The organism is Microcoleus sp. w2-18bC1 (assembly GCF_036700365.1).
GTDB lineage: Bacteria > Cyanobacteriota > Cyanobacteriia > Cyanobacteriales > Microcoleaceae > Microcoleus.
This window is the reverse complement of the sequence record NZ_JAUBOS010000010.1, coordinates 912-24859: the sequence shown is the minus strand read 5'-3', so window position 1 is coordinate 24859 and position 23948 is coordinate 912. Positions and strand designations below refer to the sequence as shown.

Annotated in this window: 22 protein-coding genes; 7 read left to right on the top strand and 15 right to left on the bottom strand. The window is 45.0% G+C overall.

What is annotated here, in order from left to right; all coding sequences use genetic code 11:
• Positions 1 to 106 precede the first annotated feature (106 nt).
• Positions 107 to 826: a DUF2786 domain-containing protein gene (locus tag QT979_RS08770; protein ID WP_333258900.1), complete on the top strand. Its 720-nt coding sequence runs from the start codon at positions 107 to 109 to the stop codon at positions 824 to 826.
• A 235-nt stretch (positions 827 to 1061) separates the two neighbouring features.
• Here the strand turns inward: QT979_RS08770 and acpP are convergent, their stop codons facing one another.
• Positions 1062 to 1292, bottom strand: a complete 231-nt coding sequence (gene acpP, locus QT979_RS08765; RefSeq protein WP_333156689.1) for an acyl carrier protein — start codon at positions 1290 to 1292, stop codon at positions 1062 to 1064.
• Between the two features lie 1440 nt (positions 1293 to 2732).
• Between acpP and QT979_RS08760 the strand changes: the two genes are divergently transcribed.
• Complete coding sequence (locus QT979_RS08760; RefSeq protein ID WP_333296388.1) at positions 2733 to 5333, top strand: dynamin family protein; 2601 nt, start codon at positions 2733 to 2735, stop codon at positions 5331 to 5333.
• A gap of 167 nt (positions 5334 to 5500) precedes the next feature.
• On the opposite strand, the gene QT979_RS08755 is transcribed toward QT979_RS08760, so the two are convergent.
• The 7 genes from QT979_RS08755 to QT979_RS08725 all read right to left on the bottom strand — a co-directional run bounded on the left by QT979_RS08755 (position 5501) and on the right by QT979_RS08725 (position 12565).
• Positions 5501 to 6061: a Uma2 family endonuclease gene (locus tag QT979_RS08755; RefSeq protein WP_333309279.1), complete on the bottom strand. Its 561-nt coding sequence runs from the start codon at positions 6059 to 6061 to the stop codon at positions 5501 to 5503.
• A gap of 180 nt (positions 6062 to 6241) precedes the next feature.
• Positions 6242 to 7303 carry a 3-deoxy-7-phosphoheptulonate synthase gene (gene aroF / locus QT979_RS08750; RefSeq protein WP_333156678.1) on the bottom strand — a complete coding sequence of 354 codons (1062 nt, stop codon included), beginning with the start codon at positions 7301 to 7303 and terminating at the stop codon, positions 6242 to 6244.
• 221 nt (positions 7304 to 7524) lie between these two features.
• On the bottom strand, positions 7525 to 7998 hold the full coding sequence (locus QT979_RS08745; RefSeq protein ID WP_333214842.1) for a PAM68 family protein: 474 nt from the start codon (positions 7996 to 7998) through the stop codon (positions 7525 to 7527).
• 95 nt (positions 7999 to 8093) lie between these two features.
• Positions 8094 to 8363: a 30S ribosomal protein S15 gene (gene rpsO, locus QT979_RS08740; protein WP_333205659.1), complete on the bottom strand. Its 270-nt coding sequence runs from the start codon at positions 8361 to 8363 to the stop codon at positions 8094 to 8096.
• Between the two features lie 150 nt (positions 8364 to 8513).
• On the bottom strand, positions 8514 to 9137 hold the full coding sequence (gene ruvA / locus QT979_RS08735; protein WP_190742029.1) for a Holliday junction branch migration protein RuvA: 624 nt from the start codon (positions 9135 to 9137) through the stop codon (positions 8514 to 8516).
• Between the two features lie 291 nt (positions 9138 to 9428).
• The gene (locus QT979_RS08730; RefSeq protein ID WP_333230724.1) at positions 9429 to 9677 is read right to left on the bottom strand and encodes a type II toxin-antitoxin system RelN family antitoxin; all 249 of its coding nucleotides are present in this window, start codon (positions 9675 to 9677) and stop codon (positions 9429 to 9431) included.
• A gap of 239 nt (positions 9678 to 9916) precedes the next feature.
• Positions 9917 to 12565 carry an AAA-like domain-containing protein gene (locus QT979_RS08725; protein WP_333309277.1) on the bottom strand — a complete coding sequence of 883 codons (2649 nt, stop codon included), beginning with the start codon at positions 12563 to 12565 and terminating at the stop codon, positions 9917 to 9919.
• Positions 12566 to 13620: 1055 nt separating this feature from the next.
• Here QT979_RS08725 and QT979_RS08720 point away from each other — a divergent pair.
• Together QT979_RS08720 and QT979_RS08715 are read left to right on the top strand one after the other, a co-directional pair.
• Positions 13621 to 13830, top strand: a complete 210-nt coding sequence (locus QT979_RS08720; RefSeq protein WP_333216230.1) for a hypothetical protein — start codon at positions 13621 to 13623, stop codon at positions 13828 to 13830.
• A gap of 272 nt (positions 13831 to 14102) precedes the next feature.
• The gene (locus QT979_RS08715; RefSeq protein ID WP_333175374.1) at positions 14103 to 14675 is read left to right on the top strand and encodes a hypothetical protein; all 573 of its coding nucleotides are present in this window, start codon (positions 14103 to 14105) and stop codon (positions 14673 to 14675) included.
• 40 nt (positions 14676 to 14715) lie between these two features.
• Here QT979_RS08715 and QT979_RS08710 read toward each other — a convergent pair whose 3' ends face one another.
• Positions 14716 to 14913: a hypothetical protein gene (locus QT979_RS08710; RefSeq protein ID WP_333309274.1), complete on the bottom strand. Its 198-nt coding sequence runs from the start codon at positions 14911 to 14913 to the stop codon at positions 14716 to 14718.
• On the opposite strand from QT979_RS08710, the gene QT979_RS08705 reads away from it, so the two are divergent.
• Positions 14912 to 15628 (top strand): GUN4 N-terminal ARM-like repeat domain-containing protein, encoded by a 717-nt coding sequence (locus QT979_RS08705; RefSeq protein WP_333230726.1) that lies wholly within the window; start codon positions 14912 to 14914, stop codon positions 15626 to 15628. The two genes, QT979_RS08710 and QT979_RS08705, sit on opposite strands and share 2 nt — an antisense overlap.
• 457 nt (positions 15629 to 16085) lie before the next feature.
• Here the strand turns inward: QT979_RS08705 and QT979_RS08700 are convergent, their stop codons facing one another.
• Positions 16086 to 17984 (bottom strand): ATP-binding protein, encoded by a 1899-nt coding sequence (locus QT979_RS08700; RefSeq protein ID WP_333309272.1) that lies wholly within the window; start codon positions 17982 to 17984, stop codon positions 16086 to 16088.
• A 564-nt stretch (positions 17985 to 18548) separates the two neighbouring features.
• Positions 18549 to 18776 (bottom strand): type II toxin-antitoxin system CcdA family antitoxin, encoded by a 228-nt coding sequence (locus tag QT979_RS08695; protein WP_015176471.1) that lies wholly within the window; start codon positions 18774 to 18776, stop codon positions 18549 to 18551.
• Between the two features lie 327 nt (positions 18777 to 19103).
• Here QT979_RS08695 and lepA point away from each other — a divergent pair, with 327 nt between their 5' ends.
• The gene (lepA, locus tag QT979_RS08690) at positions 19104 to 20918 is read left to right on the top strand and encodes a translation elongation factor 4 (RefSeq protein WP_006632512.1); all 1815 of its coding nucleotides are present in this window, start codon (positions 19104 to 19106) and stop codon (positions 20916 to 20918) included.
• A gap of 298 nt (positions 20919 to 21216) precedes the next feature.
• Here the strand turns inward: lepA and QT979_RS08685 are convergent, their stop codons facing one another.
• The 4 genes from QT979_RS08685 to QT979_RS08670 all read right to left on the bottom strand — a co-directional run bounded on the left by QT979_RS08685 (position 21217) and on the right by QT979_RS08670 (position 22867).
• Positions 21217 to 21765, bottom strand: a complete 549-nt coding sequence (locus QT979_RS08685; protein ID WP_333309270.1) for a hypothetical protein — start codon at positions 21763 to 21765, stop codon at positions 21217 to 21219.
• Positions 21758 to 22231 (bottom strand): hypothetical protein, encoded by a 474-nt coding sequence (locus QT979_RS08680; RefSeq protein WP_333309268.1) that lies wholly within the window; start codon positions 22229 to 22231, stop codon positions 21758 to 21760. The genes QT979_RS08685 and QT979_RS08680 overlap by 8 nt, the downstream gene beginning before the upstream one ends.
• A gap of 120 nt (positions 22232 to 22351) precedes the next feature.
• Positions 22352 to 22600, bottom strand: coding sequence for a hypothetical protein (locus tag QT979_RS08675; RefSeq protein WP_333309266.1), 249 nt, complete (start codon positions 22598 to 22600; stop codon positions 22352 to 22354).
• Between the two features lie 21 nt (positions 22601 to 22621).
• Positions 22622 to 22867 carry an Imm30 family immunity protein gene (locus QT979_RS08670; RefSeq protein ID WP_333309264.1) on the bottom strand — a complete coding sequence of 82 codons (246 nt, stop codon included), beginning with the start codon at positions 22865 to 22867 and terminating at the stop codon, positions 22622 to 22624.
• Between the two features lie 782 nt (positions 22868 to 23649).
• On the opposite strand from QT979_RS08670, the gene QT979_RS08665 reads away from it, so the two are divergent.
• On the top strand, positions 23650 to 23948 hold a 299-nt coding region (locus QT979_RS08665), incomplete at its 3' end, for a hypothetical protein (RefSeq protein WP_333309263.1).

The window sequence follows — 23948 nt, the reverse complement described above, 5'->3', positions numbered from 1 at the left end:
CAAAAAAATCCTCATCAAAAAACATCGCACATTCCCAGCTATACTAAAATGAGAATATCCCCAAATCCTTGCCACCGCTTACTCTCACCCTAAAACCGATCGAAAAATGGCAGACACAAGTATTGTCGAAAGAATCAAAAAGCTTTTAGCCCTCGCCACCTCATCCAATGAAAACGAATCGACTGCAGCAGCCGAAAAAGCTTCCCTTTTACTGGCCCAGTACAATCTCAGCCTCGCCGATTTAGGGCCAAATCACCAAGAAGAGATTGACGAAAACTCCGTTGAAACAACATCCAAATTTGTTACTTGGAAAATGATGCTGCTTTCGGGAATTGCCGACGCTAACGGTTGCAATGCCATGCGAAACACTTATAATGGCAGTATGTTTTTGGTGGGAACTTCTACAAACCTGATTGTTTGCAAACATCTGTACGAGTATTTGAGTTCGGCGATTGAAAAAAGGGCTAAATACCGCAAAGGAAACGGCAGGGGGTTGGCGTATCTGAATGCTTTTCGGGTTGGATGCGCGACAAGGTTGAGACAAAGATTGTTGGAACAAAAACAGGAGATGGAAGAGTCGGGGATTCCGGGTTCGGGGGATGTGGCGGCGACTCCAGCGATTGTAGTGCGATCGATGTTTGAGAAAAATCAACAGGCGATCGCTGATTATCTAGAGGGCCGAGGGGTTAAAATTAGAACGAGAACAGATTCTCAAGTCAGCAGCGCGGCGGGTTTTAATTCGGGGTATGAAGTGGGCGACAAAATTAGTTTGCACAAGCAAGTGCAGCCGCAAGGGGATATGAAACAACTGAATGAATGTCTTTGAGTTCTTGATAGTAATTGATGGATAATCAAAACAGGGATAAAATTAAAGCAAATTACAACTTAGGTCAGTTTGTGCACTGAAAAGTTGAGTAGGATGTACCTTTCTGAGAATTTATCATCGCAATTAAATATTCCTGACTCTGAAGTCAACCCAAATTCTTCCATAGTTTGGGAATCATCTTGAATCTGAGCTTCTGTTGTTTCAGGAATTTGAACTGGGTTACTGTCTTGGGTTTTTAAACATCAACTTTTTGGTAAATATAATCAACAGTCTGTTCAACGGTTGTAATTGTCTCGGCAGCTTCATCGGGAATTTCAATGTCGAATTCCTCCTCGATTGCCATAATTAGCTCTACTGCATCGAGAGAATCGGCTCCTAAATCATTGGCAAAATTAGCGTTTATGGTGACTTCACTTGCATCAACTGCTAGCTGCTTGACAATAACCGCTTTGAGTTTTTCATAGATTTGCTGCTTAAGCTTACCACTTGGGGAAGATTCAGCAAAAACGTTAGGAGTAGTGGTATCAGTGGTAGTTTCATCAGGATCTAATTCTGATTCGTCTTCCGATTCATCCCGGACTCGGAAGTAGTAAAAAAGATTAGCAACAGCCAAATCTGAGGCTTTTTCCAAGTTCGATGATACTAAACTTTTATGACCCGCTATTTCCCCTTGCTTAATAATATAATTTTCATACTCTGGACGCTGCTGCGGATCGAGCATTAATTGCAGTTGAGTGCGAAGCGCATAAAAATGAGACTTCGGCCGCAAATTTTCATAAAACAACTGTTCATCCGGTATCGCTAAAGCTGTTGTGGCTGAATTTTTATCCCCCATAACAGCTAAGTCTGATTTACTCAAATCAGCACTCTGCAACTCCTTTAACTCACTTGGCGACAAATCTTTAATCCATTCAATCTGATGAAGCCAAATGTCTAAGGCAGCTAAATCGTGATTGTGAATTCGGGTGATTTCAGGAAATAGAAAATCAAGCTCTTCGTCAGAGTCACAGCCTTGTAAAATACCGAGGCCATCTTGACGGATTTGTTTTTGAAGCTGAGAAAGCCGATCGCCCGCAGCACCAAATTCATTCTGCACCTGATACGTGCCAATAATACTTTGCTCGATCGCCCAACTGCACTCTAATCGGCGCAACTGTCCCGCCGCACAAGTTTCTTCTAATAAATGCGGATTTTTGTAGTCTGCTAAAGCCTGAAACAACATCCCCCGCGCTGCATCAATTTCAGCATTGCGGCGGTTGATATCTTGCAGTTGCAAAGCCGATCGCATTCGTTGAATTGCTTGCGTAAATAACCCGTAAGCCCGCACTAAAACTAGCCGATGATTCTCAAATGTCATCTTTTCGACAACTTCCGAAATTTGTTGCTTAATTTCCGCGCCTTGGTATTTTAAAAGTTGTTCTAAATTGATGAAACCGTTTTCTACTTTGACTTCCAGCCTTTCTACAGCTTTTTTGAGTTTCAATGTCTGGTGCAAATTGACTGCTGACAAGGCTACCCCAGCCACAGTTCCCACACCAATGACGGCTGTTGTCGCTTGCAGCACGCCCAAACTCGCTTGGACGGCTTGAAAGCCCATGTGCATTTGCTGCATCTGCAAGCCTTGCATCGCAAACTGCAACGGCGACACTAACGGCGATAGCGGGCTGTTGTTGAGGGCCGCGCCCACGGCATGGGCTACGAACTGTCCCGTCGCTTCATCTCTGGCCATGCCGATCGGCACTCCAGCGGATGTAAACACTTGTGCGTACTTGCCAGCCTCGATCGCAGCCTGTACCGCTGCGGGAAATACAAAGTTCATCATTACTTTTTACCCCGGTAGCATACCAAAGAATAACTTATCTCTTATGATAGATTAAATAAAAAAAATTATAAATAGACGCCGAAAATGGACACTTCACTAATTAGTTCACAAACGGTTGAGCTTATTTCCCGACTGACAGGGCAAAACCTCCGAAAAGAGGATATTACTCCGCCTGTGCTTTTCCTGGCGGGGCTGATAACGGTGTTGCTGGGAGTCATTCATGCCGACGGTACGGTAAGTGCTGAGGAAACGCAGCGATTGCGGACAACTTTTACGGAACTTATTCCCGCTAACAACAATTTGCGCCCATTGGTAATGCCGATGGTTAAGAGCGTGCGGGAACAGCAAGTTTACAAGAAATTGACCGCGTTGCTGGCGCTGACAGCGTGTTTTTCTGAGGAGGAAAAACTGCTGCTGATTAGTTTTGGGTATCAAATGTCGGCGGCAGATGGGACAATAGATAAACGCGAAAAAGAGTATTTGACGATTGTCGCCAACAAACTCGGAATCGCTGGGCGATTTTTGACTGTTTTGGAAGCCAGTTTTAGCAGTCAAGCAATAAGCGATACAGCAGCTTTAACAGAACTCCACTCGTTACTAGATCCAGCGCAATTTCAATCTCTCGATTCTATGTTTGTCCGTGCTGCCAGTCACATTATCGGACACTTACCAGCAAAACCGAAATACAAAACAAATCAAAAACTGTCAGTTTCGTCCTATCAGGAGTTGAAAAAATTTCAACTGTACCGACAACAACTGGATGCTGTTTGTGGAAAACTTTATTTAACTCTGCAAGATGGAAGCGAGCGCAATGTGCTATCTCCTACTTTAGCAGAAGAAGTAACGAAAGTATCTCAGAGATTGCAATCTCCATGTTTTCGCGTTGCTGTTGTCGGCGAGTTTAGTAAAGGCAAATCAACTTTACTCAATGCCTTACTCGGCGAGGAAATCCAACCAGTGCGGGATATTCCCTGTAGCGGTAATGTGACTATTTTGAAATATGGTTCGCAGCGCCGGGTTATTTGTCGCTACAAAAATGGACTGGAGGAAGAAATTTCACCTGCACAATATCAAGAGAAAGCTTCGATTTCGGAAGAAGCGGCTTATGGTTCTTATGCCGAGGAAATTGCCAAGTCGGAAATTGCCGAAATTGTTTTTGAGCATCCCGAATTAGAGTTGTGCCGCAATGGGGTAGAAATTATTGATTCTCCTGGGTTGAACGAACAAGCAGAACGCACATTAATCACCCAACAGGTACTCAAAACAACTGATGCCGTTATTTTCTTAACTCATGCTCAAAATGCTTTAACCGAGAAAGAGCGAGAACTGCTTTTGTACTTGAAAAAAGAACTAAATTATGGTAATAAGGAAGGCGCGGGTAATATTTTTATGGTAGTTAATTTTTTCGATTTGCTGCGGCGGGAAGAGAGTCGCCAGCAGGTACGAAAAAGGGTGGAAACAATTGTTAAAAGTCAAAATTTAATTGCTGGTGAAAACCGGATTCATTTTATTTCTGCTCAATCTGCATTGGAGGCGATTTTAGAAGGAAATGAAAATGATGATTATCTAAAATATTTTCAGGGTTTTACTGATTCGATTGAGAAATTTCTGACAGTTGAACGGGGGGCGATCGCACTTCGGCAGTCCGCCGCCGGAATTAAGCAAATTATTGACACTGGTTGTGAGGAATTGAATCAATGGGAGGAAATGTTAGAGGGAAAATTGACAGTTGATCAAGGAGATAAGCAGAAAATATTTGAACAAATGGCGGAAGTAAGCGGTCGCGAGGTTAAAATTAGATTTTTAGCTAATGAATTGATGGAGCAGTCTTTAGAAGAAGCTATTGAATCTTGGCATAAATGGGCGGAAGGATTGGGACAACGTTTGGGATCAAAAAGTCATCGCTGGACTTCCGGACATAACCATATTTGGAGTCAAAACAAATTGATTAAAGATTATTCTAATCAATTTGTCCTAGACATGACCAAAGAAATAGAAGATTGGGCAAGTCAAAAAGTCAAAGCAATTTTACAACAAAATGTGGCTGTTTTAAATAACCAAATCAATGAAGATATTTATGCAATTCGGCTGGAGTTTCAAAATTTCGATAAGCAACTGAGTAGTAACCTTGTCAGTCAATTTAATAATTTGGCGATCGCAGGTGATCTGGGCGGAATTGGGATCGGTGGAAGCGGTATCGCTTCATCGATCTCAGATATTGGAGGTCCTGGAGGTTATCTTGGCGGTTTAGGCCTTGGTGGATTAGTAGCGGCGGGATTGCTGTTTGGAGGAGTTGGTATTATTCCAATTATTTTGGGTGCCTTAGCTGCTGGTGGAGGTGGTGCATTTGGATTGGGAATGCTAGATGTTGATGGAATTCATAACCAGATTAAGGAAAAAGTTTGTGAATTAGGCTTTGAGAAATTTGGTGAATCGGCAGAGTCTATTTTTGAGAAGGTACAAGAAAGAGTTATTGCAGTATTTAACGATCGCGCTGATGCGAATAGCGATGCGATGTCAAAAGCTATCTCGCTGTGGGAGAATTTGTTAGAACAGCAGGAAAAGCGCGATCACCAAAATCAAGCAGAATGCGAAGCCGAAAAGGTTTGGCTGGCTGACAAACGTCGGGAACTTGAACAAGTACAGAGTCAAATTGAAACAATCTTAAATCAAAGTGCCCGCTAATTCAATGAGTAACAGGTAAGCGCAAAAAAACCATAGTACCTTGTAAATACTATGGTTTTGTCGCATTGCGTGACAGTCAATAGTCCCACCGCCCCGAGTTAAAGTTTTCCCGCTGTCACGCACCCTACGACTGATATCTTGCACAGAGTACGATCGCCCTCAATCAATCAATCAATCAATTCCGCCTCTTCAAAAATATGTCTAGTTGTCAACTCCAAACCAGGCAGCAACTCATCTACAATCGGTGTATTATCCGTATAAACTTGACTCGAACCATCGGGTAAAAAGCTTTTTATTAAAATAGCCTCTGGATCAATCACCCAAACTCGCGGAACGCCCGCCGCCAAATAATCTTTCGCCTTCTCTTCAAATTCCTTTATACTTTGATCAGGCGATATAATCTCAATCACCAGTTCAGGAATTGCGGGACAAGCTTCATTTCGCCGCCAACTTTTCGGCAGACGTTCATAAGAAATGTACGTTAAATCGGGAACAGGTACCCAATCTTTATCCTGACGTTTTAACAAAATTGCCCATTCTGGAAGCACTCGCCCCAGTCCTTTACACCATACACGAATCAGGCGACACAAAGCTCCCTGTAAACTCGAATGAAAAAATTTTGGAGACACTTTAGGAACTGCTTCACCATCTACAAACTCACAATATATATCTCCGTGGGGCAAAGCTAGAAATTCTGCTAAAGTGAGTTTGGTTCCGATGCCTACCATGACTCCCAGCCATCTCGCTAATTAACTCAAATATCAATTATACAAAATTTTCCAACATTCCTAGAAGTACGATCGCCCCTGGGCCTCTATTCCAAAAACCGAATAACAAAATCCCCGACTTCTTAAAAAAGTCGGGGATTTAAAAGTGATCGCATTTTAGGTTAGGCGTTTCGCCTGTTTCTATGCCAAAACTGGCACGGGCTGCGGCCAACGTCCCATGACTTTACCTATCACCGCCAATTCTTCCATCAACTTGTCGAACTGATCCGGTGTTAAAGATTGCGGCCCGTCAGACAAAGCTTTTTTCGGATTCGGGTGCACTTCTATCATCAGCGAATCTGTACCAGAGGCGATCGAAGCAAAGGCCATTGACGGTACAAACTGGGCCCAACCGGTGCCGTGACTGGGGTCAACCATAATCGGTAAGTGAGTCAGAGTCCGCAATACTGGCACCGCCGACAAATCAAGGGTATTGCGTGTATATTGCCTGTCATACCCGCGAATTCCGCGCTCGCACAAAATCACGTTCGGATTGCCAGAAGCCATGATATACTCAGCAGCCATCAACCATTCTTCAATGGTGGCCGAGATGCCGCGCTTCAGCAAAACGGGTTTGTCTTGAGCTCCGACTTTCTTCAACAGTGAGAAATTCTGCATATTTCTCGCCCCGACTTGGATTACGTCGGCTACTTCCACGATCGCACTTAAATCGGCCGCATCCATAACTTCTGTGATAATTCCCAAACCACTAGCTTCCCGCGCCGCAGCTAGCAATCCCAAAGCACTCTCGCCGTGGCCTTGGAAAGCATAGGGGGAAGTTCTCGGTTTGTACGCGCCACCACGGAGAAAATGAGCTCCCGCAGCTTTGACGCGCATTGCCGTTTCGACAATCATTTCTTCGTTTTCGACCGAGCAAGGGCCTGCTACGATCGCGATCGGGTGATGCAAGCCGATCATTACAGTTCCTAAAGGAGTAGCAACCGCTACTTCGCTGGCTTCTCCTTGGCGATATTCGAGAGAAGCGCGTTTGTAGGGTTTTTCCACGCGCAGCACTTCCTCAATCCAGGTGCTCATTTCGCGCAGTTGCATCGGTTCGAGCTCAACGGTGTCGCCCACCAAACCCATGACGGTTTTGTAACGGCCGACGATTTTTTCTGGTATCAAACCCCAGCTAGTGCGGAGCTCTTCGTCGATGCGATCGATCTCGGCTTCTGGAGTGCCGGCTTTCATTACAATAATCATATTTTTTTTGCCTTTTCTGTTGGGCTAGAAACGGATCATGACTCTGATGCACTGAGAAAAATAGATGCAATGGCGATCGAGAATCTATTTTTCTCAGTATTTTTAGCATTGTTGTGGGGTGGGTTCTTATTCCCTCCCCAAGGACAAACTCGCTAATCGTTAACAGCTTAGTTTTTTAGCTAATGACTAATGACTAATAACTCATGACTAATGGCTAATGACTAACTTTTTGGCTTGGCGGCGCGCCACGCTTCTCGCATCCGTCCAAAATTGGTATTAAATTCTTCCCACCCCAGAGTGCTTCCTGAAACTTCTTCATCCCAGGAAGCTGAGAGGACTCCGTAGCTTAATCCCAGAACGCCTAGACCAAAACAGCCCATGCTTACCAGCAATACTGCTGTGTTGGGCAGATCAAACAAGCCCTTGCTGACTACCAAATAGCTGACAAAAAATGTGGAAATTCCCAGGATTGTCGGTATGCCACAGAATACCGCTATGCGGGATATCATGCGTTGGCTGACTACTTCTGGGATGGATTGCGCCTGTTTTCCGGTTTTGTTAGCTTTCGGCTGCTTGTCGGCAGAATCCGACTCTAAGGCTAGGCTTGCTTGGGGTTCTGGGGGCTTTTTAGGCGTTTTTTTACGATTTGTTGCCGGTTCAAAGGGCAAGCGCTTGCGGGGTGGTTCGGAGGACATATTTTATCTCTGACCTGAAATCTCGAACATTTTTCAATAAGTCTTGGTGTTTGTCCAAGATTAAAGAATATTGTCGCAAATTTTGGCTTGGGTGTTTAGCCGCGAATGCCTAGACGGGCAATCAATGCTTTGTAGCGATCGACATTTTGCTTTTGGATGTATGCCAGCAGGCGCTTGCGGCGGCTGATCATCATCATCAAACCGCGCCGGGAGGCGAAGTCTTTTTGGTTGATTTTCAGGTGGGCGCTGAGTTTGGTGATGCGATCGGTCAGCATGGCGACTTGGAGATCTGCTGAACCGGTATCGGTTTCATGGGTTTGGAAGTCGCCCATGATTTCTTGTTTGCGCTGTTGTGTAAGAGCCATGAATTGATTTTAGTTTTTTTTGTACGATTGTCACAATCTCCAATGTTATCACAGGGGAAGCATAATAACGATAAAATTTTTGCCAGGGATGGGTTTGTTGGGTCGGTCGAATTTTGGTTTTTCTTCCCGGTTTCTCGATAGGGTAGGGGATTATCGGCTCAAATAGGCGATCGCCTCACGTATCCAATCATCCGCATCACCTTTTGCCGACAAAGTGCTGTCTTGACTGAGGGTTTGCAGCGCTTGCAACACTTCAGCCGCAGTGTATCCCATCGCCAGCAGGATCATCTCGACTTCTTCTTGAATAGCTGGGGGGACTCCGGCGGCGACTGAAGTTGTCAAACCTGCTTGCTGTCGCCATTCCGAGAGTTTGCTTTTGAGTTCCAGGGCGAGACGTTCTGCGGTTTTTGTACCCACGCCCGGGGTTTTGGCGAGGATGCGGGTGTTACCGCCGACGATCGCCTGGACTAAATCTTGCAATCCTAAAGTATCGAGAAGTGCGATCGCCAGTTGAGCACCCACACCGCTAACACTCGTCAACTGCCGAAACAAATCGCGTTCTGCCGCGCTGCCAAAACCGTACAATACGATTTGGTCTTCCTTAACTTGCTGGTGGGTAAAAATTTGGGCGACTTCGCCGGATGCTGGCAATTGACCGGTCACGCGGGGCAAAATTTGGATTTCATAGCCAATTTGATTGACTTCGAGAGTCAATATGACGCGGTTGCTGCCTTTGGCGATATCGGCTACTGTGCCTTTGAGATAGCTAATCATAAAATTAATAATAATACACCGCTATTCGTTTTCATCAAAGTCGGCGATGATGTTGCGGATTTCGTTGAGACTGATATCTGTTCGATCTGACATCTTGCACCATTCTCAATTAGCCTTTTAGCAACAGGCATCTTGCCTGTTCCACAACAAAATCTACTCTTTGTGGAACGGGCATCTTGCCCGTTCTTGAGAATAGTGCAAGATGTGGGTTCGATCTGATTTAGAGTAAATGGTTAACAAAAGTACGATCGACGGTGATTCAACTTGATAAATCATGCGATCGTCTAAAATCTAAAATCGCTCGATTCTCTCCCACAGTTGAGAGATTGATCGGGTTTGTCCGGCTTTGGCTTGCTGCAATCCTTTTCTGAGACTGGCTTTTACTTCTTCAACTGGAGTATCGTCGGGGTCGTCTTCAGTTTCTTCTGTAGGTTCGGGAAGAAGAACGATGATTCGCACGCGGCCGGGAGTTTCTGCGGTTAAAGGTCGATCGAGCAATAATTGACCGAAAGCATTCAGGATACAAGCCCCCGGATTCATTCCGAAAGCAGACTCAGTACCCAGAAATAAAAAACCTGTATCCGATGAAACTTGCCTCCCGAATTTATCCGTGGGGTCAATCCTTCAATTCTTTAATCTAAAATCTAAAATCTAAAATCTAAAATCGATTGACCTTTTTCGTCGATCGTTCCTGTGACTTCAAAGGCTTTCATTTGTTTCTCCTGGATTTTTTTAAATTAATACTATTATATAACCCTGTCCCAGCGATGTTGTTATTCTCAAGCCAAAATAAGCTGCTGTTTAACCAAAGACAAATCAGTCTTACCAAAATTCACAACCAAAGCCACATTGAAATTTTCCAACGATTTGACAAACCACATAATTTCATTAGAAGCTTTACCTTCATAGTGATTAAACAAAATAGAAAATCGGTTTTCCAACTCTGGTTTAACTTTGCCCGAAAGTAGAACGAGTTTGAGCAGTAAACCCATTGTCCTGCTGGCGCCGAGGTTGTACACCAAGTCGTAAAAAACGTAGTGGCTGAGATGTTGGGAATTTTCCACTACTAAGAAGTTGAACAACTGGTGGCAAGTCCGAACTAACAATAGATTATTAAATTTCACCGAGTCATTCTCTCGCAATGTATTTTTAATTTGCTTGTACAAACGGTCATTAAATTGACGCCCGCCGTATTCTGGTTCTACCGACGATATTAAATATTCATATAAATCCACTTTAAATGAGGCGTAAGATGGAGTTTTTCTGGAATCTCTCAGGAAAAATTGAGCCGCTTCTTTGTAGCTGCGATCGCCTGCTACTTTTCCAGCAAATTCCCTGACCGCTAAGTGCAGTTCTGCATCATTCAAAAGTGTGGGATTAGCCGCTCGCTGCACAATTCCTATTTCTGTATTTCTCGGCTCAACCATATAATTTAAATATTGAGACAAATGTGTTTCAAATTGTCGCTGTCTTTGAAATGCCAGTTTTTTTATGGTTTGTTGGTCTTCCTCAATGCTGCCCTTGCTCAGCAGAGAATACCCGTACAAATAAGGATACCGACAGATCAATTCGCCCAAAGGAGAATCTGTATCTTGTTGCTGCGGTTCCGCCTCTCTATCTAGGGCTTTTACTAAGCGCTCTAGGGTCTGAAATTCTTCACTTTTAGTAAAGAAAGCTATTTGTTCTTGCAAGCGCTTGACTATGTAAAATTCTGTCCCGAATCGGGGAGAAGCCTGCTTAAATAAAGCTACCAACTTGGCGATCGCGAACTGGTTGTGTGATTGCAATTGCCAGCGGTTGATCGGGATGTAGCAGCAGCGGTGGAGGATATATTTAAAGTGCTGATCCAATCGCTTGACGGAGACTATACTGTACAAAGTTGCTTCAATCTCTCGATCGGGATAGCCCATGCCGTCGATAAATAGCTTTCGGAACCGCTCGATCACCTGTGCGGGGGATTCTGTTTCCACGCAGCAGACGATGTGATCGTACAATCTCTGTTCGTTGCTGCCTGTTGGAACACTATCTGAGGGCGGGGTGAGGATGCGACTGTCTGCATCTGTGTCTACGCTGCTGTCTGCAACTTGTGCGACAACCACTGTCGGTTTGTCCTCAAAAGTTCGATCGGGATTCAAGAACCAATAGTGTTCTTGGCTTAATTGTTTGTCCGCAGCCCAATCCAAAGCTGACTGCAAACTTTCCCCTGTCAATAACAGCGATTCATCTTCGCGGTCTGAAGCCAGCCATGCTGCTAGCGCCAAGCGGTACGGAGCCAATTTTCCCAGCTCTTTTTCTACCCAAAATCGATTAAAAACTGACTGATAAATTAGGTTGGCAACTATTAATTTACCCTGAGATTTAACCACCAGTCCTGACAGTTGCAATTCGATTTTTTCGGGAGAGTATTCTGCTGGTATTCCCTGCGATTCCCCCGGTTTTGTTGCCTTGACCGGTTGCAAAGCTTGCTGGTACAGCGTTAACAGATGCGTGAGGTCGCAGTGGCTATGGAAAATGCGATCGCGTATTGCTGTCAAATGTTGGGGTTCGTCTTCTTCTTCCCAATTTTTAATAATTCTGTGTTTGACCAGTTTTTCAACTTGCTTAGCTTCGGAATTTCTGCCAATAAAAGGCCCGTATTCAAGTACCAAGTGGCAAAGTTTTTGAGTTAGAAACGGTTGACCGCCCGTCCAAGCTAATATTTCTTGGAGCACTTTTTGGGGGCGAAAAGCTTTCAGTGCTAATCCTTTTGCTAGCGGCAAACTTTCGTGCAGTTGGAATCGACTTAAATGAATCTGCCGTCCAATATTAAATGGGTTACATCTGGGATCTCGGATCAATTCTGAGGGGGCTGCTACTCCCATAACAGCAAAAGTCAGGCGATCGTATTCCGGTTGCTCTGCCCGCTTGGAGTAACAAGCCCGGATCAAAGCAAAAAAATCGCTGGTACTGAAATTTAGGCTGCTGATGCTGTCAATGTCATCGATGAAAATTACCAGATTTTGCTGAAGTGACTTGAGCAAAACTTTTTCGATAAATATCTCCAATCGCTGCACCGGCGATAGCAGTTCGCGATCGTTCCACCACTTGATGGCATCAAACCTGTTTGTGATGTGTAAACTGCTGGCCATGCGGTACATGATGCCGCCATACCACTTTTGGGGGGAGATATCTGGGCTGCTGATGCTTCTCAAGTTGATGGCGGCAAAAACTGTACCTTCGGCTTGCAACCTTTTGGCCGTTTGCACTAGCAGGCTGGACTTTCCCATTTGTGGCGAACTCAACACGTAGCAGAAGTCTCCGGCTTTGAGTCCTTCGTAGAGCTCGCTGTCTGCCGATCGCCTGACATAGGTGGGCGCAGCGGCAGGCAAATATCCTCCGACTTGATATTGATACGTTGAGTTGACTTCTGCTGTAATCTGGGAATTCATCAAGATTTTACACCCCTATGCTGTGCGATCGAAAGGTTACAAATTGCAATTATGGCCCGCTTATAGCATTTTATATTTTAGATTTTAGATTGGGGAATGACTTATTCAATCAGGGTTTGGAGTTTGTCTGTTGCATTTGCATGGTTTTTTTTGAATCTGCCTTACTATGGTGGAAAATTTTTCTTCCTCTTTCTCTATTGTCTACTAGCTCAGCTTTCTTCTCGTCAATCTTTACCGTATCTTTGCAAGCGTTCACCCCAAATCTTACGATCTGCCCAATCGTAGCGCGCCACTTGATTTTTTACACTCGTTCACATAATTGATAAATTTTCAGTCATCGGATTGAGAACGCTCAAACGCCGTTTTTTTCACATTTTTTTACAATAATACTTTAAAATTCACCCGGTGGTATGATGTGGGCAGGGAAACTCCTAACCACAGCGCCGTCAACCTTCTGCCTTTAGCTCCCCCTGCCGGATGCCGCAGAAAAACGCGATCGCAATGGCTGCCAATAAAAAACCCCAGCGTTTTGCTGAGGACTGCTTGAGTGGGAGATATCGTTAATCTGCGTTTTTTTAGTTGACTTAGATTGCATGGAATTCCATGCTGCTGACTTTCCCCGGGCTTTCGCGCTGGGGGATTCCTCAGAACAAACTTTTCAGGATGCATCCACAAAAAGTTTAATTCTTAAAGGCTTTGTCAGTACCAGGCTAACCACTCGCTCAACTATAAAAGTTAAGTCGGTGGCTAATTGTAGAAGATGCGCCCTGATGGCTTAACTACCCGATGGATTAGCACCCTGATGGCATAACTCCCTGATGGATCGACGCCCTGATGGCTTTCGCTCCACTACCCAAAAAATTCGGGTTGATGGATGATCGTGGACATTAGTAACACGTCACTTCCGGCGGTTCCGATCACAAGCGGGTGTGCCTGTCTGAATTGATTATGGCAGGCAGATTTATCAGAAGACAAGTGGGCTATTGCATCAACCCATTTCTGACAGATCGGGTTAGCCAAAAAGTGTCAATCTACGGAAATCAGGGTCATCGAACATGAAAAACAGCATCTTAGTATTAGGGGTAATTGCCTCGGCTGGCTTCGGCTTTCTCCAGGCAGGCAGCACCAGCGCTTTAGCGATCGCCCCACAACATTCATCAGCCAGCAGTTTGACGGCTTGGGAGAGTCGTCCCGACTTTAACTACACTGGAACGAATGAGGATGGGGAGCAAGAAGAGGTAAAAACGCGTAAAGGCAGGAAATAATTGGCGCTATTGTGTGGTTCGCTCTGATGCGGTTGTGGTTGTAGTTGTGGTGCTTGTTGTCCGAACCGCCTCTGATCGAGGCGGTTAAAACTCGATCCCAAGATCAGTCTACCTAATCCCAGGGGTGGGGATCAGTTTCAGAGAACGGTGGATGGGAAAATAAATAGGTAAGGCGAGTCTGTCGGTGGAGTTTCCCCGCCTATCAACTTCCTTACCTTCTGATGTTCGGGATTTGGATCTGGCACAATCGTATTTCATCTCGTAAAAACCCAATGGAAAATACTCTCGAAACTACCCGCAGACAGCGCGTATTGACAAGAACCCAGGAACGGCGTCAGGCAACACCCAAAGAAAAACAGTTAATTCATCTGCTAGCCAATATGGCTTGCAGTTTGATTAAATACGACTACAAACACGCAGCGGGCAAGGGCACCCTCCCGCCTTCGGAAAGCAAGCGTTTAGCGGAATGGCACTACCTGCGAGTTCAGCAAATTCGCCGGATCGAACGCTCATTGGAGCCTGTAGCGACCCTTAAGCGGGTGTACTACAAGAGCATCCTCAGTCCGAGAGATCTGAAGTCTTTGAAACTTCTGTGGCTGGAGGAGGACAAAAACCGTGTCAAACGGGTCGATCCTGAGTTGGATGACATCCTTAGCGAAGCTTTGGATCGGGGAGATACTTTAAAACAGCTATTTCACTCGATCGAAGTCAAAGAACGCACCTTTTCTGAAACTCCTCGCCCCGGCGCCGTCCCGCTGTGGGTCAAAGAGTGGGAAGACTCGGAATATGACATAAACTTTTTTCCGCCTTCGTTCTCTGCATGGGTTTCAATCGTGGACGACTAGGTTCGAGAAAAACTCTTTGACATGGCATCGATTGTAAATTTCAGATGGTAGACTTATTTGCTATTGCTGCCATTGGCGAAAAGTGTACGCGCGATCGATCGGCTAAACTAGGCAGCGTGGCGCGCAGGCATCCGAGTACAGAGAAGTGAATCCGAGTCAGTACCATTGTACAATGGGGGAAAACCAGGGCTTCAGCTAATAGCTGATAGCTGATAGCTGATAGCTGATAGTTTCTCATGACTGACTCGATTTCTACTTCTCCTCTAGACTCGGCGGCCGATACAGCCGAACTCCGCTCTCAGTTGAGGTCTGGTTCGGAAAAAGCTCAACTGCAACTGCTGCAACAACAAATAGCAGATTCCGGTTGGGATGTATTGATGGAATTTTTATTAGAGCGCAAGTCAGAGGCACCGACTGCGGTAATGGGTAAGGCTTACCAAATTCTTTACAGTGCTAATTCTCCGAGAGCGACGGAGTTTTTGCAAGCGAATTTTCCGACTGGGGTTGTGCCGCTGCGATCGGACTCTAACATTGATTACACTCCGCTGCAACAATTATTGGCGTTACAGGAATTTCAAGAAGCCGATCGCTTGACTTTAGACAAGCTTTGTGAATTAGCGGGTGATACAGCTTCCGTGAGAAAGTGGCTGTATTTTACGCAAGTTGAGAGTTTGCCGGTGGCGGATTTGCAAACAATTAATACGCTGTGGAAAGTTCATTCTGAAGGCAAATTTGGCTTTTCAGTGCAGCGGGAAATTTGGCTAAGTTCTGGCAAGAATTGGGATAAATTGTGGCCACTAATAGGCTGGAAGAAGGGGAATAATTGGACGCGGTATCCGCAAGAGTTTATTTGGGATTTGAGCGCGCCGAGGGGTCATTTGCCGCTGTCGAATCAGTTGCGGGGAGTGCAGCCTTTTGCAGCTTTGATGGCTCATCCTGCCTGGTTGAAGTGAATGGTTTTGGGGCTTTTGGAGAATGCGGGCCGGGTGGATGTTCGGCCCGACATTTGTTGGTGAGGGGGTGTGGGATGTGACGGTAACAACCGCGTCAAAACATAGATAGGGCTTGCTCAATAAGTTAGAGGATGTTTTAAAAGTGGGGGGCTATTGTAAGAAAGCTCACAAAGCTTAAGCTGAGATTTGTAGATAAGCTGTTCACCATTTAAATCTCAGAGGCTATCTAGGCCAGTAAAGGGTTTCAGGCTCTGAAATACGCAGTTTAAATGCTAAACAGCTTAACAGCACTTTGTGAGCAAATGACGTGCAGCATATCCTAACAACTTGACGTGGGAACAGTGGGAACTAATAGCAGACCTGTTTCCAGAAGCTTGCGCCCGGTGTCCTCGCACAGTATCGATTTATGCCGTGATAAATGCAATCCTCTATGTAGGGCTTGCTGAATAAGGAATGATTAATTTTTAAATAGTGGTTCTTGATAAAGCGGCACAGTAAAAGTAACAGTAGCTCCGAGTCCTTCCCCCATACTGTAAAAGTTTACTGTACCCCCCATTGCTTCTACCAGTTTTTGAGAAATAGCCAACCCCAAACCGGTGCCTCCGTATTGTCTGGTACGATCGCCATCCACCTGAAAAAACGACTCAAATAATTTATCCTGCTTGTCGAGAGAAACGCCAATGCCAGTATCAGCGACTCGGATTTTCACCATTCCGGGGAACTGCTGGTTGTGAACAGTCACCTTTTTCTTAATAACCTCGGCACTGATGCGAATTCCCCCTTCCCCGGTAAATTTAATTGCATTGCCCGTCAGGTTCAAGATTACCTGAAGCAGGCGTTGGTAGTTGCCGTACACAATAATCTCGTCCTCCACAGGGGGTTTTTGGATTTGAAATTGCAATCGCTTTTGCTCTACTTGAACCCGTGTAAAATTCTCAACTTGTTGCAACAGTTCACCGAGTTTGACGGGAGCGAGGTCTAACTCCATTTTGCCAGCTTCGATTTTAGCGACATCCAAAATATCGTTAATCACATTGAACAAATGTACCGCTGATCGGTAAGCTTCTTCGATAAATTGGTGCGCTTCTTCCGGGTCATCTGCCATGCCGTCCATAAGCAGTTTTAGGAAGCCGAGGATGCCGTTGAGGGGGGTGCGGAGTTCGTGAGAAGTATTAGCAAGAAATTGACTTTTAAGTTGGGAAAGAGCTACGGCTTCGGCGCGAGCCTGTTCTAATTCTTGGTAAAGTGTAGCGTGGGCGATCGCACTGCCGACTTGAGCCACTAACTCACGGGCGAATTCGAGTTCGACTGGACTCCATTTCGGGGAACTGCCGCAGCGGTGCAAACATATCAGTGCATTGGGTTGGTCTTCATAGGAGGTAGCTGCTACGAGCACGGAATGGCGGTGGAAGGGATCGGCGGCAGGGGAGGCGTAATCGACTGCTACTGGTTTTAAGGTGGCTAAAGTTTGAATCCAGCCTGGTTGTTCGGCTGCGCGCAGTTCTAATCCCAGCATAGAAGAGTAAGCTTCTTGGCGGTACTCAGCTACTACTTTAAAAGTTTTCGATTGGAGATTTTCGATTTGTGCTGGAGAAAGCGAGGACGAGGAATCGCTAGCTATTGACTGTTGTAATTCGGCTGCTGCGGCGGTCGATTTTTGCTGATTTTCTGAGGCAAGGAAGGGGGAGGTTTCGAGATTTTCGCTGTCTTTTTTGTAGGAACAGATGATGCAGCGACTCGCGTTTAAAACTTGACCCAAGCTGTTAACAGTTTGCTGCCAAATGGTGGCTAAATCGAGGGTTTTGTGCAGGTTTTGAGCGATTTGGGAGATGACTTTACGATCGATTTCCGAGTACGGAGGGAGCGATCGGCCGGGGATACGGCTCGCTGGAAGCGACATTTGTTGGCGGGCGTCCAAGGGAGATGGCAAAGCTCGATAGAGCATGAATTCTGGGGAGTCGGGCCGTCTGTCTGTGGGTTTGTCAGACAGCAGCCTTCCCATAACTAAGACTTTTGTAGCTTTGCCGTTTGAGTCGATCGCTGGAGTGAGTGTCAAATCGAAGAGAAAATATTGTCCGGCGTGGCAAAATGGATAGCTGAACCGTTGCGGTACGAGGGTTTCGAGTACCCGCCGCAGGATATCGAGATAAGGCGCAGGGGGGAGGGGTTGCAGGGTTTCGCTGAGGGGGCGATCGACAAGTTGTTCTGCTGTGAGGTTGTACTGCTCGGCTTTTTGCCAGTAAAAAGATAGATATCGACCAGAGGCGTCTTGGGTAAATACTAATTCTGCTCCTAACTCTTGAAAAAAAACTGTAGAGGCGAGGCTCGATCGCCGGAAATCTGTGTTAGAGTCCATCAGAGTAGGGGATGAAAGTAGTTCTGCTTTTGGATTCTTGAGTTTTTAATAAAGAACTCAAGAGTCCCCATTGTTTTTGGCTTCTACTGTTAATTTGTGAGTTATTAATCACTTAAAAAGTTGTTGGCTTCTTAATTAAAACATTAATTGATCAAAACTCACAATTTGCAATAATTTTAGGCTTCTACTATTGACTTTTGAGTGATTAATGAGTTCATAAAATATTAATTCGTTAATTCTGAACTCAACTCAAAACTCAAAACTATTCGTTTTCAGCCGTTTTGGGTAATTTAAAGATAAAAATTAAGATTGAGAAATTAGGAATCTGCACCGATTAACTATCAAGTGTGAAAATTACGCCAAAATATGAGGCTGCCAACAACTCTAGTCCGGGAATGGCTCACGCATTTTTTCACTCACCTGGAATAGTTCCGAGGTTGTGATTTAGCCGAGTTCACTCGCCCACCACCTGTAGCTTTAGCCACGAAATCTGCAGGAGATCGCCCGCGCGCTCTAAATTTCACAGCCTGCAGATTTGCGCGCGCCGTCTGGGGCGAGAGTACCTCAGTCGTTCCATTCACCACGCGGCGGGACTGGGGGGTTGCGGCGTAAACTCAGAGCCAGCTCGTCTTCGCGGCGCTCGCCTCTGAGCCACTGCTTGATTGCTGTTTCAATGACTTTGCTGGGGTCATTCGTCAAGTGCTTAATTTGGTCTAGCAGTTCAGAATCTATATGGATAGATAGTTCCACTTTTTCTGACGAACTGTGGGAGGGTATACTTGACTGGCTCATAGTTAAAAAATCCTAGTTTTAATTCTTAGGTTTCAATTCTTTTGATGACAAGCGACTGGACTAGATATTTGCAGTCCCTGATTTGCACCCCACCTTTCCTCAACCGCTTAACAGCTTTCTGTACAATGAGACAGAGAAAAGTTTTTTCCTTTTAGGTATCCGGGCTCGGTCGGACACTTGATGGGTAATAACTGATACTCTTGAGGTTTGCCTCAGTTGTGGTTTCATCTCAATCCCCAGTAAGAGGTTGAAGTAAGCACTCTACTCTTGCTTGTGTAATCATACAACAAAAAGTATCCTTTGCCGATTAGCTCTTCGATAAAAAACATGACTAACGTCCCTGTATCTCGCATTCGTAATTTTTCGATTATTGCTCACATCGACCACGGAAAATCGACCTTGGCCGATCGCCTGTTGCAGGCGACTGGGACTGTGCAGGCACGGGAGATGAAGGAGCAGTTTTTAGACAATATGGATCTCGAACGCGAACGCGGCATTACGATCAAGCTGCAAGCGGCTCGGATGAATTATACTGCCAAGGACGGTCAGGAGTACGTGCTGAATCTGATCGACACTCCCGGACACGTGGACTTTTCTTACGAGGTGTCGCGATCGCTCGCTGCTTGCGAAGGGGCGCTGCTGGTGGTAGACGCATCTCAAGGCGTGGAAGCACAAACCCTGGCAAATGTCTACCTTGCCTTGGGAAACAATCTGGAAATTATTCCTGTTTTAAATAAAATTGACCTGCCGGGGGCAGAACCGGAACGGGTAAAAGGGGAAATTGAAGAAATTATCGGTCTGGACTGTAGCGGGGCGATTGAGGCTTCGGCTAAGGAAGGAATTGGTATAGATGAGATTTTGGAGTCGATCGTCGAATTAGTGCCGCCGCCGCAGGATACTGTTGACAAACCGCTCAGGGCGCTAATTTTTGACAGTTATTACGACCCTTATCGCGGGGTAATTGTGTATTTCCGGGTGATGGACGGAAGTGTCAAAAAGGGCGATCGAGTTTTGTTGATGGTTTCGGGTAAGGAATATGTCATCGATGAATTGGGCATCCTTTCACCGACTCAAGTTCAAGTAGACGAACTGCACGCCGGGGAAGTTGGTTATCTGGGCGCGGCAATTAAAGCCGTAGCTGATGCTCGCGTCGGCGATACGATTACTTTGGTCAAAAAGCCCGCACCGGAGCCTTGGCCGGGTTATACAGAAGCAAAACCGATGGTTTTTTGCGGCTTGTTCCCGATCGATGCTGACCAATTTCCAGATTTGCGCGAAGCTTTAGAAAAACTCGAACTCAACGATGCAGCGCTTTCTTACGAACCAGAAACTTCGAGTGCGATGGGATTTGGTTTCCGCTGCGGTTTCTTGGGATTGCTGCACATGGAAATTGTGCAAGAAAGACTGGAGAGAGAATACAATTTGGATTTGATTGTTACGGCTCCTTCTGTGGTTTATCAAATCACAACAATTAAAGGGGAAGTGTTAACAATTGACAATCCCAGCCACTTGCCCGATCCTCAGTATCGCGAGAAAATTGAGGAACCTTATGTGCGGGTAGAAATGCTGTCGCCGGAAACTTATGTGGGCGCGCTGATGGAACTGTCTCAAAGTCGGCGGGGCATTTTTATGGATATGAAGTATCTGAGTCAAGGCCGAACTACGCTGGTTTACGAGTTGCCTTTGGCGGAGGTGGTGACGGACTTTTTCGACCAGATGAAATCGCGATCGCGCGGTTATGCGAGCATGGAGTATCACCTCATCGGTTATCGCGAAAATCCGTTAGTGAAAATGGACATTTTAATTAATGGCGATCCGGTTGATGCTTTGGCGATGATCGTACACCGGGATAAGGCTTATAATGTGGGCCGCGGATTGACGGAAAAACTCAAGGAGTTGATTCCTCGCCACCAATTTAAGGTGCCGATTCAAGCGACAATTGGCGCTAAGGTGATTGCTTCGGAGCACATTCCGGCTTTGCGGAAGGATGTGTTGGCGAAGTGTTACGGCGGTGATATTTCGCGGAAGAAGAAGTTGCTGCAAAAGCAAGCGAAGGGTAAGAAGCGGATGAAGTCTGTGGGTACTGTGGATGTGCCGCAGGAGGCTTTTATGGCTGTGCTGAAGCTCGATCGAGATTCGTAATCTGTGTGGCATTTTGTCAGGAACAGGCAAGATGCCTGTTCCACAAAAAGTCTGTTTTTTTGTAGTTGTTTGCAGTCATCTAGAACAGGCAAGATGCCTGTTCCACAAAGAGTCAGTTTGATTGTGGGTGGGCATCTTGCCCGTCCATGTGGGGGTCCAGAAACTCTTTGTCGGAGTGCGTCCAGGAGTGTTTAAATCCAGATAAATACAAATAGTTAGGGAAGTTAGATTAAGAGCTATTCCCTACGGGATAACTACGCTTCACGCACTTTTGGGGATTAAGGGCGATCGCACTTAATTAACAAATAGCCGAAGCAGGCGCAATTTCGCGGAGTGGCATCAGGAATTCTTGCTTTTCTTCGCGGGTGATATAGCCGCCATTTAGAGCCATTTCCATGAGTTGTTCGACAAATCCCTTTAACTCTGTTATAACTTGAGTTTTATTCAGTTCAAAGTGTTGATTTCTGGATTTTAGGGTAAACTGGTTTGGAGATAAATATCCAAATTCTTTGAAATTACAGATAATTTTATCGTTGGTTAATGGCTGCAATTCAAGAGTAAGGCACACACTTTCAACAAATTCTATTTTGATGGGTTTCCCTTGGGATAACTCACTAATTTTTTTTGGGAGTTCATCTTCTAGGAGCATACAGATATCGGGGTCTAAAAAAACTTTTAGTTTTTCTTCACCAATCTCTATTGATACTGGGCGATCGCATTCAAAGCAAAATAGTTTCAGACCTAATTCAAAATGCGAAAGTTCTCCTAATGAGTCATCGGGTGCGTCAGCATATTGTTCGCAATTAGGTTTTTCTAACTGGATTGTAAAATTGATATAGTTATTCATTTTCATCGCTCCTATCTAATGAGGACAACGTAGCATCATTGAGAACAGGATAAGCAGATTTGAATGTTCCATCTGGTTTCCTTTTAATAAAAGCATGGGTAACATTTTCAATTATTTTCCCATTGGGATAGTGAACTTTCCCAATAGAACGCTTAAAATTTATAATGTAACAACCGGGATATTTCGGTGTCACTTGTTCAGCTTTTACCCAGTCTCGATCGTTTAGCCACTGGCCTTGAGGCTGATTTTTGGATGCTGCCCTGCCTCTAAAATTAAGGGATTTCAGTTTTGGGCCATGATGGCGATCGATATGATCGTAGGCTTTGATGGATTTTGGATTATGCCACTGAGGTTCTACTCCACTGCCTGTCCAGTCACAACCACTTCCTACTTCAATCGTTTGGTCTATTATATCCTGTTCTACAACTTCTGGAGTGTCTTCAGAAGTATCTGTGCCATTATTCAAAATAAGTGGTTTACTCCTGCATGGTATGCGATCGATGATTATACCATTAACTAATTTGAGGAGGGCGATCGCACTTTTGGACATGAAGGGCGATCGCTCATCCTGAGAGCGGCTTGCATCTTATTTGATAGGTTTAATTTCGACTATTGGCCGATCGTCTTGCAAGAGTACCAAGATATTCCCATCTTGGATGAGTTTAAGAAAGCTCGACAGATCCCTCTGAATTTCATCAATATTAATGTCGATCGCAGTTGCGATGGAAAGAACTGACTCAGCATGGGAAGATAAAGGAGGGGATTCATTAGCGGCTATTTCGCGCAGTAAATGCGTACATAACTCCCGATTTTGAGAATCTGTAGAATGTAACATCTGGCTATATAAATTCCGGGCTCAATCCTGATTAAGGATTCCATAAATTAGAATCATTGTCCATTCTTTAGCATTAACAATCATCGGGTCTATGCTATCAATAAATGCCTGCAACTGGTCTTTGAGTTCAAAAGACTCCAGAAAATGAATCAGACCATACATGACTTCATGTTGTTCGCATCTGTCATCTAAAACCAGATAGAGTTCTGGCAAATATTCGCTGTTAAGATGTAGGGCAAGTTCGGCTAAAGCGTATTCAAAAATCATTACTTCCTCATCAGATCACATGAATTTATTAGCATTTAATGTTTCTATTAATTGAGTAACATTCATCTTATGTCTCCCACTTTATCAAAAGTACCCGACTATGCCACTGAAAAAGGGTTCGCTATTTTAATTAAATCATGGAAGATTACTTTTGGTGAATGGGAGGCGATCGCGTTATCATTAATAAAATTAATTTGGCTTTTTATTGTGTCTCGACTTTTCCACTTCCAACTTTTATTTTCATAAAAGTGGCAAATTCTTGAGCAGTTGATCGGTTGAGAAACGAAGCAACTAAAATTGAAGTCGTAGCTTGATAGTTTCTATACATAGGTATAGCATTTTTGCAATAATCGGCACGAATTATTTCTAAATTTATGTCGCTGTAATTGACATATACATGATACCAATTAGCGACGTAGCCAGGGTCGCTATCACCACATGAACTCATGGGAAAGTTGTATAAACGAGTAGAATTAGATGTATTTGTATTCGGCAATTTTGTCTCTTGAGAGGTGGCTCTATTGTCATTGTATAATGAATTTTTTGGAGGATCTAGTTTCTGATTTTTTTCTGGTTTGATCCGATTGTCTGGTGGTCGATAATTCATCATAAATGATGCTATAAAGATCGAGATTGCTATGAGTATGAGTGAAATGACTGCACAACCCCCATTAGACTGATTCTCTGGAGTTTGGGATATAGTTAGTGGTGTAGTTGGCGGTGTAATTGGCGGTGGAGTTTGCAATGATGCTTGGGAACTGGTTTGTGCTGAAGCTGCTTTCTTGATAGCTTCCCTGCGAGCAAACACACCAGTTTGCAATGATGCTTGGGAACTGGTTTGTGCTGCAGGTAGCGGTACAGGTCTGGAGGGAACTGACCCAGATGAACCCGAAGAAGACCCAGTTGTTGGTGGTGCTATTGATGTCGGTGTTGGGGAGGGAGAAGATGCCGATGGCGGTACAGGTCTGGGTGGAATTGACCCAGATGAGGCGGAAGAAGACCCAGTTGGTGGTGCTATTGATGTCGGTGTTGGGGAGGGAGAAGATGCCGATGGCGGTACAGGTCTGGGTGGAATTGACCC

Excerpts from the sequence above, each read along its gene's own strand:
- QT979_RS08770 (WP_333258900.1), top strand. The coding sequence starts at position 107 with ATGGCAGACACAAGTATTGTCGAAAGAATCAAAAAGCTTTTAGCCCTC.
- QT979_RS08760 (WP_333296388.1), top strand. The coding sequence starts at position 2,733 with ATGGACACTTCACTAATTAGTTCACAAACGGTTGAGCTTATTTCCCGA.
- QT979_RS08755 (WP_333309279.1), bottom strand. The coding sequence starts at position 6,061 with ATGGTAGGCATCGGAACCAAACTCACTTTAGCAGAATTTCTAGCTTTG.
- aroF (WP_333156678.1), bottom strand. The coding sequence starts at position 7,303 with ATGATTATTGTAATGAAAGCCGGCACTCCAGAAGCCGAGATCGATCGC.
- QT979_RS08745 (WP_333214842.1), bottom strand. The coding sequence starts at position 7,998 with ATGTCCTCCGAACCACCCCGCAAGCGCTTGCCCTTTGAACCGGCAACA.
- rpsO (WP_333205659.1), bottom strand. The coding sequence starts at position 8,363 with ATGGCTCTTACACAACAGCGCAAACAAGAAATCATGGGCGACTTCCAA.
- ruvA (WP_190742029.1), bottom strand. The coding sequence starts at position 9,137 with ATGATTAGCTATCTCAAAGGCACAGTAGCCGATATCGCCAAAGGCAGC.
- QT979_RS08730 (WP_333230724.1), bottom strand. The coding sequence starts at position 9,677 with ATGAATCCGGGGGCTTGTATCCTGAATGCTTTCGGTCAATTATTGCTC.
- QT979_RS08725 (WP_333309277.1), bottom strand. The coding sequence starts at position 12,565 with ATGAATTCCCAGATTACAGCAGAAGTCAACTCAACGTATCAATATCAA.
- QT979_RS08720 (WP_333216230.1), top strand. The coding sequence starts at position 13,621 with ATGAAAAACAGCATCTTAGTATTAGGGGTAATTGCCTCGGCTGGCTTC.
- QT979_RS08715 (WP_333175374.1), top strand. The coding sequence starts at position 14,103 with ATGGAAAATACTCTCGAAACTACCCGCAGACAGCGCGTATTGACAAGA.
- QT979_RS08705 (WP_333230726.1), top strand. The coding sequence starts at position 14,912 with ATGACTGACTCGATTTCTACTTCTCCTCTAGACTCGGCGGCCGATACA.
- QT979_RS08710 (WP_333309274.1), bottom strand. The coding sequence starts at position 14,913 with ATGAGAAACTATCAGCTATCAGCTATCAGCTATCAGCTATTAGCTGAA.
- QT979_RS08700 (WP_333309272.1), bottom strand. The coding sequence starts at position 17,984 with ATGGACTCTAACACAGATTTCCGGCGATCGAGCCTCGCCTCTACAGTT.
- QT979_RS08695 (WP_015176471.1), bottom strand. The coding sequence starts at position 18,776 with ATGAGCCAGTCAAGTATACCCTCCCACAGTTCGTCAGAAAAAGTGGAA.
- lepA (WP_006632512.1), top strand. The coding sequence starts at position 19,104 with ATGACTAACGTCCCTGTATCTCGCATTCGTAATTTTTCGATTATTGCT.
- QT979_RS08685 (WP_333309270.1), bottom strand. The coding sequence starts at position 21,765 with ATGAATAACTATATCAATTTTACAATCCAGTTAGAAAAACCTAATTGC.
- QT979_RS08675 (WP_333309266.1), bottom strand. The coding sequence starts at position 22,600 with ATGTTACATTCTACAGATTCTCAAAATCGGGAGTTATGTACGCATTTA.
- QT979_RS08670 (WP_333309264.1), bottom strand. The coding sequence starts at position 22,867 with ATGATTTTTGAATACGCTTTAGCCGAACTTGCCCTACATCTTAACAGC.